The following is a 13,495-nucleotide window of genomic DNA, read 5'->3' as shown; positions in this document are numbered from 1 at the left end:
GTCTCCCGTGCTGCGGCGCCGTGCTGCGGCGCCGCACTCGCGTCCCGCGCTGCACCGGCGTCCCGCCCCGTCCCGGCGCCCCGCCCCGTCCCGGCGCCCCGCGCCGGACCCGTCTCCCGTGCTGCGGCGCCGTGCTGCGGCGCCGCACTCGCGTCCCGCGCTGCACCGGCGTCCCGCCCCGTCCCGGCGCCCCGCCCCGTCCCGGCGTCCTGCGCCGGACCCGTCTCCCGTGCTGCGGCGCCGTACTCGCGTCCCGCGCTGCACCGGCGTCCCGCCCCGTCCCGGCGTCCCGCGCCGGACCCGTCTCCCGTGCTGTGGCGCCGTACTCGCGTCCCGCGCTGCACCGGCGTCCCGCCCCGTCCCGGCGTCCCGCCCCGTCCCGGCGTCCCGCGCCGCACCCCGCGTCCGCGCCGCGCCTGCCGGGCCTCGTCTCGGTTGGGGAGGATTTTCTACCCGAATCGGTAGATAATCCTCCCCAACCCGGCGGTGCTCAGCACGCGGGCGAGGGATGGGCCGCCGGGCGGTGGTGGGTTTGGGCGGTCGCTTACGCGTCAAGGGCATGACATACGGTTTGGTATGTGCAGGAGATCAGGACACCGGCTGAGCTGTCGCTGGTGAGCGGGGGTGACCCGATCGTCAAGTGGGCGGCGCAGGGGCTTGCTGCTGGGGCCGATCCTGGACGCCGGTCTCGAGGCGTGGTCCGGGCGTGGCGCCAGGGCGACGCGGTGGCGGTTGCCTCGCCTGACGTGTCCAAGCATGATCGGCTCGCGGTGGTCGGGCAGGTGGAGGATGCGGCGCCGCTGGTGCGCGACGTACTGCGTGAGGTCGGCCCGTCGTACCGTCCGTTCGGGGACGAGGCGCTCGTGCGCGACCTGGCGGAACGTGTGCCGGGGTTGACGTTCTCGGCATCGTTCGGGTGGATGGACGCGTCCGAGATACCGGACCTGACCACGACGGCCGCCTGGCTGGACGGGGATGCCGGTGTCGAAGAGCTCCTGACCGAAGCGTCGCCCAAGTCGTACGCGTGGCCCGGGCGTTCCGGCGTACGGCGGTGGGCTGCCCTGACCGGGGATCGTGGTGAGCTGCTGAGCATCGCGGCCGATGCGTGGAGTGCGCCGGGGGTCGGGTTCCTGGCCGGGGTCGCGACGCATCCCGTTGCTCGGGGCAAGGGGTTGTCGCGACAGGTGTGCGGGTTCGTGACGGCTGAGCTGGTCAAGCGGCACGGGCGGGTCGCGTTGATGGTGGACGGCGACAACGCGGCCGCGATCGCCGTCTATCGGCGACTCGGCTACACGTACCGCCGAGTCGCCGCTGCCGGGATGCGCTAGCGCGTCGGCTGCACCGTGAGGGTGGGGCCGGCGGGCTTGCTTGGCTTCACGATCGGCGTCTTTGTCGGCGCGGCGGTCGGGGTCGGAGTCGGGGTCGGAGTCGGGGTCGGGGTCGGCGTCGGGCCTGCGGTCGGCGGCGGAGTCGTGCGGGTGGCCGGTGCCGGCGGCGGGACGAACGGCGCCCTGGTGGTGTCCTCGCAGTTGTCCGGACCGGTGTCGCCGTTCTCGTCCGGAACGACGACGGCCTGTGGGAACAGGTTGCTGGTCGTGTCGCGGGACTGCGTGCCGTAGTTCGTCGCGCAGTCCTGCTGCTCCAGGCTGATCGGATTCCCGTCCTGGTCGTACAGCCGGACCGAGACTTGCTTGCCCTGGGCATCGAACGGGTAGATGTTCGTGACCGAGTTCCCGTTCAGCATCAGCCCGTTCGACGGCGGGTTGTAGTGCGAGGAGCTGCCCCGGTAGTCGTTGTAGTTGTTGAGGAACCCGAACGAGGCACCGACGTACGCCGCCGCCAGGAACGACGGCACCACGATCGCCGCGACGACGTTGAGCGGGACGACGTACCACAGCCAGCGCCGGTCCTGCTGTGTCTTCCGCCCGATCCAGATCGACACCGCCGCGCCGGCGATCGCCCCGACGACCGTCACCGACGCGGCGCCGAACAGCGCGAAGAAACCGCCGGCACCGATCACGCCGCGGACCACCCACCAGACCGGCTGGCCGATCGTGACGAGTTCGTGCCGGATATTCGGCGGGATCTGGTCGATCCACCCGCGGATGGCGGCGGCGCCGCGCGCCCCGTGTGGGGTGTCCAGCACGATCCGCGGGTCGTGGCCGCGCAAGGCCTGGACGCCGAGGAACGCCGCGACGAACAGGATCCCGAGCCCGAGCAGCCCGAAGAACGGGGTCTCGTCCCGCGACCACGCGAAGATGCTGACGGCAACGAAGAAAGGTCCGGCGATCGCGGAGATCAGCCCCCAGCGCAGGGCCTTCCAGCCGGCGTCCAGATCGTCCTGGCTGACCGGCGCGGACCGCGGGGGATAACCGGCCGCGGTCCGCAGCTCATCGGCGTACTGCGCCGGCGTGCCGAGGCGCTGCTGCAGGTCCGCGAGCGTCGGCTCCGCGCCGAACTCCGCCGCCACCTCGGTCAGGTGACCGCTGACGTCCTGGAGCACGTCCTCCAGCTCGCCGGGCGGCAGATCGTTGAGCTGAGCCCGCACCTGGGCCAGGTAGAGCGCGACCGCTCCGGTCAGGGTGCTGTTCACGCGGCCTCCTTCTCCAGCAGCAGCACCGACATCGTGTCGGCGAAGTGGTTCCAGGTCTTGGTGGACTGCGCCAGCAGGTCCCGGCCGGTCTTGTTCAGCCCGTAGTACTTGCGGTGCGGGCCTTCCTCGCTCGGCTGCACGTACGACGTCAGCGCGCCGGCCGCGAACAGCCTGCGCAGCGTCCCGTAGACGGACGCGTCCGCAACGTCCTCCAGTCCGGCCGCGCGCAGGCGGCGCAGGACGTCGTACCCGTAGCCGTCGGCGTCGCGCAGCACGGCAAGCACCGCGAGGTCCAGGACGCCCTTGAGTAGCTGGCTCGTATCCATCAGGTCTCCTCCAGCAGGTGTTCCGCGCAGAACAGTACTACACACTGCGGAGTACTGCGGTAACCAGTCTGATGGTTCCGCAATTTCGATCAAGTCGGCGGCGGTGGATGGGGGCACAGTGGTGGGCATGGCGGATGTGTTCGAGGAGTTCGTGGCGGTGGTGGCTTCCGGGATGGCCGAGCCGTGCGAGTCGGTGCACGGCATCGGGCTCGCGGAGCGCGTGCATCTGTCCCGGTTCCACTTCGACCGGGTGATCGGTGCGGTGGCCGGCGAGTCGCCGTTCGCGTTCCGGCGGCGCGTGCTGCTGGAGCGGGCGGCGTACCGGCTGCTGACCGAGCCGGTCGCGGTACTCGAGGTTGCGGTCGAGGCCGGGTACGGATCGCACGAGGCGTTCACCCGGGCGTTCGCCAGGGCTTATGGGATGTCGCCGCGGGACTGGCGACGGGAAGCGTCGCGGGTGTTCTTCCTGACGGCGCCGAGTGGAGTGCATTTCCAGCCGCCGGCCGGCCTACGGCTGCCGGCCCGTAGAAAGGTGAGAGGGATGGACGTACTGGTCAGAATGGTCGAGCATCACGTCTGGTTGACCGGCGAGATGATCGAACGCGGCGCCCGCCTGGACGCCGCCGTACTGGACCGCCCGATCGAGCTGTCCGTCGAAGGTATCGACGACGACATCTCGATCCGGTACCTGCTGGACCGCCTGGTCTGGCAGGAGGAGATGTGGCTCGCGTCCGTCGAGGACCGCCCGTTCCAGGTCCCCGAATGCGGTCGCGACGTCACCACCCCGATCTCCGAACTCCGCGTCCGGCACGCCGAAGCCGGCTCGCGTTTCGTTGCCTTGGTCAACCAGCTGAACGAGGACGGCCGCTTCGACGAGAGCTTCGTCGACACCACCTGCGAACCACCACGCGTCTTCACCTACGGCGGCATGGTCGCCCACGTGCTGACCTTCGCAGCCCACCGCCGCTCCCTCCTGATCGGCGCGTTCTACACGGCCGGCATCCAGGACCTCGGCTTCGGCGACCCCATGCAATTCGTAGCCGAAGGCAACTAATCCTGCGAGTCGCGGGATTTGGCTGGAATCGTCAGCCGATTCTCACGACTCGGCAACTGGGTCAGAAGCCAAACTCCACGACTCGGCGGAGCGATCAGGCGGCGAGTCGGGGGTGGCGGCGGGTGTGGAGGTCCTCGGCGATGCGGGCGATGACAGTGCCGGGGGTCTGCAGAAGGTCGTACGCCGTGATCACGCGGACCAGCCAGCCTTCGCGTTCGAGGTTCTCCCGCCGGCGGATGTCCTGCCGCCATTGACGGGCATCACCCAGGTGGTGCCCACCGTCGTACTCGATCGCGAACTGGACCTCCGGGTAACTCAGGTCCGGCTGCGCCAGCCAGCCGCCCCCGGAATCAGTGACGACGTGACCGATCCGCGGCTCGGGGAGTCCGTTGAGAACGATGATGAGCCGCAGCCGGGATTCCATCGGCGAGTCAACGCCCGGCCGGACGAGCGCAGCCGCTTCGCGAGCGAGCCGGACGCCCCGAACGCCGATCGTCGTGGCCGCCAACTCGACCAGGTGCCCCGGCCTGAGATCGGTCCGCCGTACAAGGGCGTCTCCCGCTGAGACCAGCTCGACGAGATCGCAGTACGGCGCCAGGTCGAGGAACGTTCGCTCGGGCGGTGTCATCGGCAGTCCATCCCGCAGTACCCGCTCGAGGCTCCGTACTTCGTGAACGCGCAGGCCGCTGACCCGCGGAAGACTCACCCGCGGATCGCGCTCGACAGTCACATGTACGACGTCACCGGCGCGATCGTCGGCGGTCCACAGACTCAATGCGGTCTGGTGGCTCACGACTGCGCCGGGCGTCAGCAACAACGCGGCCTCGGCCTGCACCCGGGGCGTCACCGCGACGTGCGCGTCGACGTACACCGACCCCAGCACCCGCCGGTAGTGCACTCCGCGCAGCACACCCCGAGACATTCCCGCGACTCGAGCCTCCGCTGCCGTGAACACCACCCGGCCATTGTCCAGATTTCCCCGACCGGGTGACGTCCGTTGTCCACAGCCCGCCGAGTCGTGGCGATTGGCTGCTACCCCACACTGCGAGTCGTGGATCGAGGCCAATTTTCACAGCCGATTTTCACGACTCGGCCAAGAGGCAGGGCCGGTCGGCGGGCCTGGGTCGGGGGAGGGTTAGTTCTTCGGGTCGTGGAGGTTGGGGCGTTGGGTGGGGGTGGTGATGTCGACGTCGATGGGGTGGAGCTGGGTGGGGGCGGTGATCTTGCCTGAGGTCAGCGGGACGTTGAGTTTGCTGGTGGTCAGGTCGATGTCGATGGTGGCGCCGGTGTCGTTCGGGGTGGTCCACTCGGTGTCGGAGAGCGTGACGGCCAGGCCGAGGACGCGGCCCTTGGGGATGACCTGGTCCTGGGCGCGGAGCGGGACGTTGACCGTCGTCCACGTGCCGGGCGTGAGCGGCGTCGGGTTCGAGAGTGACTTGCTGTGGGCGGCGTCGATCCAGCCGCGGCTGACGATGCCGTGATCGCTCTGGGTGGTGAGCTTGTCGACGGTGAAGTAGCAGCTGTCGTCGAAGTCGGTGCTCGAACCCTCGCAGGTGCTGTTGTCAGTGGTACGGATCCCGGAGTACCGCTCGGCGTCGCCGTACTCGATCAGGCGGGCGGTGATCGGGGTCGTCGCGGAGTCGGACTTCACCCGGAGCGTGACCGACGGAGTACCGCTGATCCGCATCGGGGCGGTCAGCGGTGCGGACAGGAACATCTGCCGGCCCGCGATCACCTCGGTCGGATCCGCGACGATGTCGTCCTCGGTCAGATCGGGATCGTCGGTGATCATCACCGAACCCTTGCCGGCGGCACCGAGTTTGCCGGCCGACAGCGGCACCGACGTCGGCCGGTTCACGGCCGGCCAGGTCGTGTAGTTGCGCCAGACATCGGGTGAGGTCTCGATCGAGACGGCCGGCTGTTTCATCACGCCGTTCTGCAGGCCCTGCAGCCAGTAGTCGAACCACTCGTGCAGCTCGTCCACCCACTCGTCGCGGCGGAACTCGAACGGGTCGACGTGGTCCTCGAGCCCGAGCCACAGCTTGCGCGGCACGTTGTTGCGCGACAGCGCCGACCACCACTGCGAGAAGTGGTTGGTCTGCACGTTGTAGTCGCTGAGCCCGTGCGTCATGAAGACCGATGCCTTCACCTTCGACGCGTTCTTCGTGTAGTCGCGCTCGGACCAGAACGTCGTGTAGTTGCCGGTGTCATCGTCGTCGTTGTCACCGAGGTCACCGCGTACGTCGTCACACGCGGGGCTGTCGTGGCCGACGTACCCGCCGAGCCAGGGCATGTAGTCGTCCGAGTACGGAACACCGCCGGAGCGGGTGTAGTCGTACCACGAGGAGATCGCCGAGATCGGCACGATCGTCTTCAGGCCCTTCACGCCGGTCGCCGCGACGCCGTTCGCGAGCGTTCCGTCGTACGACTTGCCGATCATCCCGACCGCGCCGGTGGTCCAGGTCGCCTTCACCGCTTGCCCGTCGGCAGTGTGCGCGGTGTTGCGTCCGTTCAGCCAGTCGATCACGTCCACCACGGACCGGATCTCGTCGGGGCCGCCGACGTCACCGCAGCCGGTCGACCGTCCGGTGCCCAGGATGTCGACGCCGACCATCGCGTACCCGCGCGGGACGAAGTAGTTGTCGTAGAAGAGCGGCATCTTCTGAATCGTGCCGTCGCTGTCGTACGTCTTCTTCTCGTTCTCGTTGCCGCGTCCGCAGCAGGAGTAGTAAGGCGAGGCGTCCATGATCACCGGGATCTTCACACCGGTGAGGACGGGCTCGCTGGGACGGACGATGTCGACCGCGATCACGTCGTCCTTGCCGTCGGAATCGGTGTCCATCGTGGTGTCGACGTACACCGATTCGCGGATCGCGTTGGCGTAGTCGTAGACCGGCTGCGTGCTCTTGGTGCGCGCGTCGACGTGCTGCGGCACACTGGATGCTGCCGGGGCGGCAGCGGGCCCGTCCGGGATCGGAGCAGCCACGGCGGGGCCGGTGACGGTCCCGAGGCTGAGCACGGCGGACGAGACCAGGATCGTCATCCTGGCGCGGACGGTCGTCATGGCTGGGAAGGCTAGTCACTCGCGCGCCGCAACGCCAGGTTCTGCCGGGATTGGCAGCGATCTGCCCGATACTCAGCGTGAGAACGGGCGATTCGATAGGGTGACCGCCACCGCCCCCGGGGGGGACGCACGAAAGGGTAGGCCAGTGAATCTGCGAGCACCGGTGACATTGCTGGACGTTGCACAGCGTGCGGGTGTGTCGGTCGCGACCGCCTCCCGTGTGCTGAACGGCGGGGACCGGGTACCCCGTCCGGAACTGCAGGAGCGGGTCAAGGCAGCCGCCGACGAGCTCGGCTACACGCCGAACGCACAGGCACAGGCCCTGGCCAAGTCGTCGACGAACCTGGTCGGCATCCTGGTGCACGACATCGAGGACCCGTACTTCGCCGCGATCGCGAACGGCGTGATGCGCGCCGCGGACGAACGCAACCTGCTGGTGATGATGGCCAGCACGTTCCGGGACTCCGACCGCGAGATCGCTTACCTGTCGTCGTTGCGGGCGCAGCGGGCCCGCGCCGCGGTGATGATCGGTAGCCGTCGGACCGATGCCGACAGCCTCTCCCGGACGGCGTCCGAGGTGGAGAGTTTCCTCAACTCCGGCGCGGGTCTCGCGCTCGTCAGTCAGTCCGGGATGCCGGCGCACACGGTCGAGCCGGACAACCGCACCGGGTCGGCCGATCTGGCTCGCGAGCTGGTCGCGCTCGGGTGGCGGAAGTTCGCCGTACTGGGCGGTCCGGAGACACTTGCCACGGCACGCGATCGGCGGGCCGGGTTCGTCGACGGTCTGGCCGAGGCGGGGTTGCAGCCCGTAGCGATCGAGACCGGTGATTTCACCCGCGACGGTGGGTACGCCGCTGCCGAGGGGCTGCTTGATCGGCATGCCGATGTGGACTGCATGTTCGCGGTGAACGACGTGATGGCAGTCGGTGCGATGTCCGCCTTGCGGACGCGTGGGGTCGATGTACCGGGCAAGCTCGGGGTCGCAGGTTTCGACGACATCGCGACGCTGCGCGACGTGTGGCCCGGATTGACGACCGTGCGGCTGCCGCTGGAGCAGATGGGCCGGCGTGCGCTCGAACTCGCGATCGAGGGCGGCGACGTGACGACGGAGACGTTCAAGGCCGAGGTAGTACTGCGGGAGAGCACCGCGAAGGCCTGAAATATGCTCGCGGGGTGACTGTCTCCGAGATCTTCGACCCGTCGGCCTGGAAGCAGGTGGACGGCTTCGAGCTGACCGACATCACCTATCACCGGGCAGTTGACGCCGGCGTGGTGCGGATCGCGTTCAACCGGCCCGAAGTACGCAACGCGTTCCGGCCGCAGACCGTCGACGAGCTGTACCGCGTGCTCGATCATGCGCGGATGTCGACCGACGTCGGGTGCGTGCTGCTCACCGGCAACGGTCCCTCGCCGAAGGACGGCGGATGGGCGTTCTGCTCAGGCGGCGATCAGCGGATCCGCGGTAAGGACGGTTACAAGTACGCCGAGGGCACGACGGCGGATTCGATCGAGCCGGCCCGCGCGGGGCGGCTGCACATCCTCGAAGTACAACGGCTGATCCGCTTCATGTCGAAGGTCGTCATCTGTGTCGTTCCCGGGTGGGCCGCGGGTGGTGGACACAGCTTGCACGTGGTCGCGGACCTGACGCTGGCCTCGGCCGAGCATGCGCGGTTCAAGCAGACCGATGCGGACGTGGCGTCGTTCGACGGCGGGTTCGGATCGGCGTACCTGGCCCGTCAGGTCGGGCAGAAGTTCGCGCGGGAGATCTTCTTCCTCGGCGACGAGTACTCCGCCGAGGACGCGTACCGGATGGGCATGGTGAACAAGGTCGTGCCGCACGCCGAGCTCGAGGCGGTCGCCCTCGAGTGGGGCAAGAAGATCTGCGCGAAATCGCCGACCGCGCAGCGGATGCTGAAGTACGCGTTCAACCTGATCGACGACGGACTGGTCGGCCAGCAACTGTTCGCGGGCGAGGCCACCCGCCTCGCTTACGGCACCGACGAGGCCGCCGAGGGCCGTGACGCGTTCCTCGAGAAACGCGACCCGGACTGGTCGCCGTACCCGTACGCCTTCTAGTTGCCTGCGGCATCGGCTGTGACGCCCTTGCCGGACCTCGGGTCGACCAGTTCGCTCTGGTTGCTAAGGGCAACCGTCCGGGTGCGTGCTTGTTTGGTTTGCTTCTACTGCGCCACGCCGTACAGGCGGTCGCCGGCGTCGCCCAGGCCTGGGACGATGTAGCCCTTGTCGTTGAGGTGGGAGTCCATGCCGGCGATGACGAGGTTGCACGGTACGTCGAGGTGGGTGAGTTCGCGTTCGACGCGCTCCACGCCTTCGGGGGCGGCGAGCAGGCAGATCGCGGTGATGTGGTCGGCGCCGCGGTCGACGAGGAACTGGATCGCTGCCGCGAGCGTGCCGCCGGTCGCCAGCATCGGGTCGAGGACGTAGCACTGGCGCCCGGACAGGTCCTCCGGCAGGCGCTCGGCGTACGTCGAGGCCGTCAGGGTCTGCTCGTTGCGGACCATCCCCAGGAATCCGACCTCCGCGGTCGGAAGCAGCCGGGTCATGCCCTCGAGCATGCCCAGCCCGGCCCGCAGGATCGGCACCACGAGCGGCTTCGGTGCGGCCAGCTTGACGCCCTCCGCCTCGGCGACGGGGGTCTGGACAGTGACCGGACCGGTGCGGACGTCCCGGGTCGCCTCGTAGGCGAGCAGCGTGACGAGCTCCTCGGTCAGCCGGCGGAACGTGGGTGAGTCCGTGTGCTCGTCGCGCAGCGCGGTGAGCTTGTGGGCGACGAGCGGGTGGTCCACGACGAGGATCTGCATAAGCCGGAACGCTACCGTCGGCGATTCGCGTCGGGAAACCTCGCTCGCTGTCACACTCGAAAGTGCACCGGAATCTGCCCTGCTTCGCCCACCAGGGAGTACGCCGATGACCCTCGAGCCCAAACCGCGCCTGGTGGTACCCCGCCGTGACCTCGACCGGCTGCGCCGGCGGGCCGAGTTCCTGCGCGAGCTGGAGGAGGCGAAGGCACTCCGCGACCGGATCGCACCCCGGCGGGCGCGGGTCCGGCAGTTACGCGAGGCGATGCGGAGAGCTACCTACCATCACTAGGAGGAGTCGCCGGACCTCCGACTGTTGACCGGTGTTGGTGGATCTGATATCGCTCCGAGATCGCATGGAGAGGCGGAGTCTGGGACGATGACCCGGTGTCCGATGCCATAGCTGGGCCGATGACCACTGACCTCGATTTCGCGGTCGCCGCTTACACCGAGGACGGGAACTGGACCGTCACCCCGCTGGTGCTCCGTGGTGAACCGGACCTGTCCACGCTGGTGTCGGCGCTGCGCCGGTTTCCTGGTGAGGGCGGTGTACTGGGCATGGTGTCGGTCGACGAGGACTTCTTCGTGCTGGTCCGCGTCGCCGGTGGCCGGGCCCGGCTGCTGATCTCCGACGTGACCGCCGCCACCGAGTGGCCGATCGCCCGGCAGGTCGTCGACGAGCTGGACATCCCGCTGGCCGATGACGACGACGAACAGGTCCCGGCCGGCGATCTCGCGATCATCGCGGACCTGGGGATGACCGCGATGGACCTCGGTGCGCTCTGCGACGACGTCGACCTCTACCCCGAGGAGATGCTCGAGGAGATCGCGGAGGCGCTTGGGTTCGGCAACCAGTTCCACGACGCGATCGAAGCTGTTGGCTAGCCCACTGCTGCGGCGCGAGTGGTCGCGGTTGATGACGCTCGCGCTGGAAGAGGGCGAGAAGGCGCTTCCCGACGTACCGATCGGGGCCGTTGTGGTGGATGCCGACGGCCAGGTGATCGGGCGCGGGCACAACGAGCGCGAGACGACGGGTGACCCGACCGCACATGCCGAAGTACTCGCGATCCGGGAGGCGGCGCGGCACGTCGGCGAGTGGCGGCTCAGCGGGTGCACGCTCGTCGTCACGCTGGAGCCGTGCACGATGTGCGCCGGGGCGATCGTGCTGGCCCGGCTCGACCGGCTGGTCTTCGCGGCGTACGACGAGAAGGCGGGCGCGGTGGGATCGCTGTGGGACGTCGTTCGGGATCGCCGGCTCAACCATCGGCCCGAGGTGATCGGCGGTGTGATGGCCGACGAGGCGGGCGCGCGGCTGCGCGATTTCTTCATTCGTCACCGGCCTTGATATTGTCCTCGGCGGTGGCGTGTCCGAGCGGCCGAAGGAGCGCGCCTCGAAAGCGCGTGACGGGCAACCCCCGTCCGAGGGTTCAAATCCCTCCGCCACCGCCAACCGCCCTCCGGGGCGGAAGATAGGCCGAAGACCCTGATGCTGTGTGATGCGTCAGGGTTTTCGTCTCTCGGGACCTGACGTTCGACGGGAGGGCCCCAATGGATGTATCGGAGCTCGACCGGATCCTGCTGGCGGGGGCTGTGATCCTGCTGGTCGCGGTCGTCGCCGTCCGGCTGACCGCGCGGCTCGGGCTCCCGTCGCTGCTCATCTACCTCGGGATGGGTCTGGTGCTCGGCGAGTCGGGGCCGGGGCACATCCATTTCGAGGACGCGCAGCTGGCGCATGCGCTGGGGTTCGCGGCACTGGTCGTGATCCTGATCGAGGGCGGTCTGACCACCCGGTGGAACGAAGTACGCCCCGTGATGCCGCTCGGGCTGGTCCTCGCGACGGTCGGGGTCGCGATCAGCGTCGCTGTGGTCGCCTGTGTAGCGCATTTCGTCCTCGGACTCAGCTGGCAGCTGTCGGTGCTGCTCGGTGCCGTGACGTCTCCCACGGACGCGGCGGCCGTGTTCTCGGTGCTCAGACGGGTGCCGATCCGGCCCCGGCTGCGTGGGGCGCTGGAGGCAGAGTCCGGTCTGAACGACGCACCGACCGTCCTGCTGGTCACCCTGGTGAGCACGGGCGAGGTCGGCGAGAAGGGCGTGCTGTCGTTCACCGGCCTGGTGCTGTACGAGCTCGTCGTCGGCGCCTTGTTCGGTCTGCTGATCGGGTGGGTCAGCGTCGGCCTGATCCGCCGGATGGCGCTCGGCTCCGCGGGGCTCTACCCACTCGCGGTGATGTCGGTCGCCTTCATCTCGTACGCCGGGGGCTCCGTCCTGCTGCACGTATCCGGATTCGCGGCCGTTTACGTGACCTCGCTGGTGCTCGGGCGGGCGGAATTGCCGCATCGGATGGCGACCCGGTCGTTCGTGGACGGAATCGCCTGGCTCGCGCAGATCGGGCTGTTCGTGATGCTCGGGCTGCTGGCGTCACCCGGACGGTTCCGGCTGAACGACGTACTTCTCGCGCTGGTGATCGGGATCGCGGTGACGGTGGTTGGGCGGTTCCCGTCGGTGGCGATCTCCGCGGCCCCGTTCCGGCTGCCGTGGCGGGAGTGGACGTTCATCTCGTGGGCGGGGCTGCGGGGCGCGGTGCCGATCGTCCTGGCGACGATCCCGCTCGCCGAGGGAGTGCCGCAGGCGGACCGAATCTTCGACGTGGTCTTCGTGCTGGTCCTGCTGTTCACGCTGCTGCAAGGGCCGTCGCTGCCGTGGCTGGCGGCCCGTCTCAAGGTGCTCGACGAGAACGCGGCCCACGAGGTCGACATCGACGTGGCTCCGCTGGAGTCGCTCGGCGCGGACATGCTCCAGGTCTACGTCCCGAGCGAGTCGCGGCTGGCCGGCGTCGAGATCGGCGAACTGCGGTTGCCGCCGGGCGTCTCGGTCTCGCTCGTCATCCGCGGCGAACATACCTTCGTGCCGGACCGCCGGACGGTCCTCCGCGCCGCCGACTCGATGCTGGTCGTTGCCCCGAGCGCCGTCCGCGAACAGGCCGTCCGCCGCCTACGAGCCGTGTCCCGGGCCGGCCGCCTGGCCGGCTGGTTCGGCGAACGCGGCCGCGAACAGCACTGAGGTCAGTTCGGGTTCTGGCCGGAGGGGACGGGCTGCGGGGTGTGGATGACCGGGAGGCAGACGGTGGTGCCGGCGGGCACCTGGACCGACGGGATGCCCTTGAGGCGGACCGAGCCGAAGCCGGCGCCGATGACCAGGTCGACGGTGTGGTCGGTGCGGCCGTCGGCGACCAGCACGGCCTTCTGGTTGAGCTGACCGGCGACCAGCGCCAGCTCGGGCGAGTTCGCCGCGACGCCGCGGAGCTCGGCCACGTCGACCTTGTTGCCCTTGGGCTCGTTGGAGATCTTGCCGATGTTGAACCCGCGCTGCTTCAGCGCGTCGGCGACCCGCTGCGCGGAGCCTGCCCGGGCGCCGCCGTTGTACACGTTCAGCACGACCTGCTTCGGGACCAGCCGGTTGTTCGGGAGCTTCTGCTCGACACACGTCGGCTCGGCGCTGCTGTTGATCAGCGAGTTCCAGCCCCACCACCCGCCGCCGGCCAGAATGCCCAGCAGGATCACCATCGTGATCGGCGTACGCCAGCGAATGCGCGAATGCGGCCGCGGTTGCGGATGGATCGCTGTCATCGGCTCAACCCCC

14 protein-coding genes, 1 tRNA gene and 1 pseudogene are annotated in these 13,495 nt (G+C 69.1%); 9 read left to right on the top strand and 7 right to left on the bottom strand.

Annotated elements, in window-relative coordinates; translation table 11 throughout:
* Positions 1-344, bottom strand: a pseudogene (locus EV653_RS42260) (hypothetical protein); the annotation flags it as partial.
* Between the two features lie 234 nt (positions 345-578).
* On the opposite strand from EV653_RS42260, the gene EV653_RS25065 reads away from it, so the two are divergent.
* The gene (locus EV653_RS25065) at positions 579-1,328 is read left to right on the top strand and encodes a GNAT family N-acetyltransferase (RefSeq protein ID WP_134106116.1); all 750 of its coding nucleotides are present in this window, start codon (positions 579-581) and stop codon (positions 1,326-1,328) included.
* On the opposite strand, the gene EV653_RS25060 is transcribed toward EV653_RS25065, so the two are convergent.
* Positions 1,325-2,593 (bottom strand): HAAS signaling domain-containing protein, encoded by a 1,269-nt coding sequence (locus EV653_RS25060; protein ID WP_134106115.1) that lies wholly within the window; start codon positions 2,591-2,593, stop codon positions 1,325-1,327. The two genes, EV653_RS25065 and EV653_RS25060, sit on opposite strands and share 4 nt — an antisense overlap.
* The gene (locus tag EV653_RS25055; protein ID WP_130445805.1) at positions 2,590-2,919 is read right to left on the bottom strand and encodes a PadR family transcriptional regulator; all 330 of its coding nucleotides are present in this window, start codon (positions 2,917-2,919) and stop codon (positions 2,590-2,592) included. The genes EV653_RS25060 and EV653_RS25055 overlap by 4 nt, the downstream gene beginning before the upstream one ends.
* Positions 2,920-3,046: 127 nt before the next feature.
* On the opposite strand from EV653_RS25055, the gene EV653_RS25050 reads away from it, so the two are divergent.
* Entirely contained in the window at positions 3,047-3,973 is a 927-nt protein-coding gene (locus EV653_RS25050) for a helix-turn-helix domain-containing protein (protein WP_134106114.1), read from the top strand.
* Positions 3,974-4,067: 94 nt separating this feature from the next.
* Here the strand turns inward: EV653_RS25050 and EV653_RS25045 are convergent, their stop codons facing one another.
* Positions 4,068-4,895, bottom strand: coding sequence for a hypothetical protein (locus EV653_RS25045; protein WP_134106113.1), 828 nt, complete (start codon positions 4,893-4,895; stop codon positions 4,068-4,070).
* A gap of 213 nt (positions 4,896-5,108) precedes the next feature.
* On the bottom strand, positions 5,109-7,037 hold the full coding sequence (locus tag EV653_RS25040) for a Xaa-Pro dipeptidyl-peptidase (RefSeq protein ID WP_134106112.1): 1,929 nt from the start codon (positions 7,035-7,037) through the stop codon (positions 5,109-5,111).
* Between the two features lie 145 nt (positions 7,038-7,182).
* Between EV653_RS25040 and EV653_RS25035 the strand changes: the two genes are divergently transcribed.
* Positions 7,183-8,196 carry a LacI family DNA-binding transcriptional regulator gene (locus tag EV653_RS25035; protein ID WP_134106111.1) on the top strand — a complete coding sequence of 338 codons (1,014 nt, stop codon included), beginning with the start codon at positions 7,183-7,185 and terminating at the stop codon, positions 8,194-8,196.
* Between the two features lie 14 nt (positions 8,197-8,210).
* Complete coding sequence (locus tag EV653_RS25030; RefSeq protein ID WP_134106110.1) at positions 8,211-9,113, top strand: 1,4-dihydroxy-2-naphthoyl-CoA synthase; 903 nt, start codon at positions 8,211-8,213, stop codon at positions 9,111-9,113.
* A gap of 104 nt (positions 9,114-9,217) precedes the next feature.
* Here the strand turns inward: EV653_RS25030 and upp are convergent, their stop codons facing one another.
* Positions 9,218-9,859, bottom strand: a complete 642-nt coding sequence (upp, locus tag EV653_RS25025; protein ID WP_134106109.1) for a uracil phosphoribosyltransferase — start codon at positions 9,857-9,859, stop codon at positions 9,218-9,220.
* Positions 9,860-9,965: 106 nt separating this feature from the next.
* Between upp and EV653_RS25020 the strand changes: the two genes are divergently transcribed.
* The 5 genes from EV653_RS25020 (at position 9,966) to EV653_RS25000 (ending at position 12,916) form a co-directional block, all read left to right on the top strand.
* Positions 9,966-10,148 (top strand): hypothetical protein, encoded by a 183-nt coding sequence (locus EV653_RS25020; RefSeq protein WP_134106108.1) that lies wholly within the window; start codon positions 9,966-9,968, stop codon positions 10,146-10,148.
* A 119-nt stretch (positions 10,149-10,267) separates the two neighbouring features.
* Positions 10,268-10,741: a tRNA adenosine deaminase-associated protein gene (locus EV653_RS25015; RefSeq protein WP_134106107.1), complete on the top strand. Its 474-nt coding sequence runs from the start codon at positions 10,268-10,270 to the stop codon at positions 10,739-10,741.
* Between the two features lie 31 nt (positions 10,742-10,772).
* Positions 10,773-11,201, top strand: a complete 429-nt coding sequence (locus EV653_RS25010) for a nucleoside deaminase (RefSeq protein WP_134106783.1) — start codon at positions 10,773-10,775, stop codon at positions 11,199-11,201.
* Positions 11,202-11,214: 13 nt separating this feature from the next.
* A tRNA-Ser gene (locus EV653_RS25005) sits at positions 11,215-11,305 on the top strand.
* A 99-nt stretch (positions 11,306-11,404) separates the two neighbouring features.
* A complete protein-coding gene (locus tag EV653_RS25000) occupies positions 11,405-12,916 on the top strand; it encodes a potassium/proton antiporter (protein WP_134106106.1) in 1,512 nt (503 codons plus the stop codon).
* A gap of 2 nt (positions 12,917-12,918) precedes the next feature.
* Here the strand turns inward: EV653_RS25000 and EV653_RS24995 are convergent, their stop codons facing one another.
* Complete coding sequence (locus EV653_RS24995; protein ID WP_134106105.1) at positions 12,919-13,482, bottom strand: LytR C-terminal domain-containing protein; 564 nt, start codon at positions 13,480-13,482, stop codon at positions 12,919-12,921.
* Between the last annotated feature and the right edge of the window lie 13 nt (positions 13,483-13,495).

Origin of the sequence: Kribbella pratensis (genome assembly GCF_004365355.1) — a bacterium.
In the GTDB taxonomy this organism is placed as follows: Bacteria; Actinomycetota; Actinomycetes; order Propionibacteriales; family Kribbellaceae; genus Kribbella.
Note: the sequence above shows the minus strand (reverse complement) of the source record. Positions and strands in the feature narration are given on the sequence as shown.

Bases quoted from the DNA above. Each gene is read 5' to 3' on its own strand.
- EV653_RS25055 (WP_130445805.1), bottom strand. From the start codon at position 2,919: ATGGATACGAGCCAGCTACTCAAGGGCGTCCTGGACCTCGCGGTGCTT.
- EV653_RS25050 (WP_134106114.1), top strand. From the start codon at position 3,047: ATGGCGGATGTGTTCGAGGAGTTCGTGGCGGTGGTGGCTTCCGGGATG.
- EV653_RS25045 (WP_134106113.1), bottom strand. From the start codon at position 4,895: ATGTCTCGGGGTGTGCTGCGCGGAGTGCACTACCGGCGGGTGCTGGGG.
- EV653_RS25040 (WP_134106112.1), bottom strand. From the start codon at position 7,037: ATGACGACCGTCCGCGCCAGGATGACGATCCTGGTCTCGTCCGCCGTG.
- upp (WP_134106109.1), bottom strand. From the start codon at position 9,859: ATGCAGATCCTCGTCGTGGACCACCCGCTCGTCGCCCACAAGCTCACC.
- EV653_RS25020 (WP_134106108.1), top strand. From the start codon at position 9,966: ATGACCCTCGAGCCCAAACCGCGCCTGGTGGTACCCCGCCGTGACCTC.
- EV653_RS25015 (WP_134106107.1), top strand. From the start codon at position 10,268: ATGACCACTGACCTCGATTTCGCGGTCGCCGCTTACACCGAGGACGGG.
- EV653_RS25010 (WP_134106783.1), top strand. From the start codon at position 10,773: ATGACGCTCGCGCTGGAAGAGGGCGAGAAGGCGCTTCCCGACGTACCG.
- EV653_RS25000 (WP_134106106.1), top strand. From the start codon at position 11,405: ATGGATGTATCGGAGCTCGACCGGATCCTGCTGGCGGGGGCTGTGATC.
- EV653_RS24995 (WP_134106105.1), bottom strand. From the start codon at position 13,482: ATGACAGCGATCCATCCGCAACCGCGGCCGCATTCGCGCATTCGCTGG.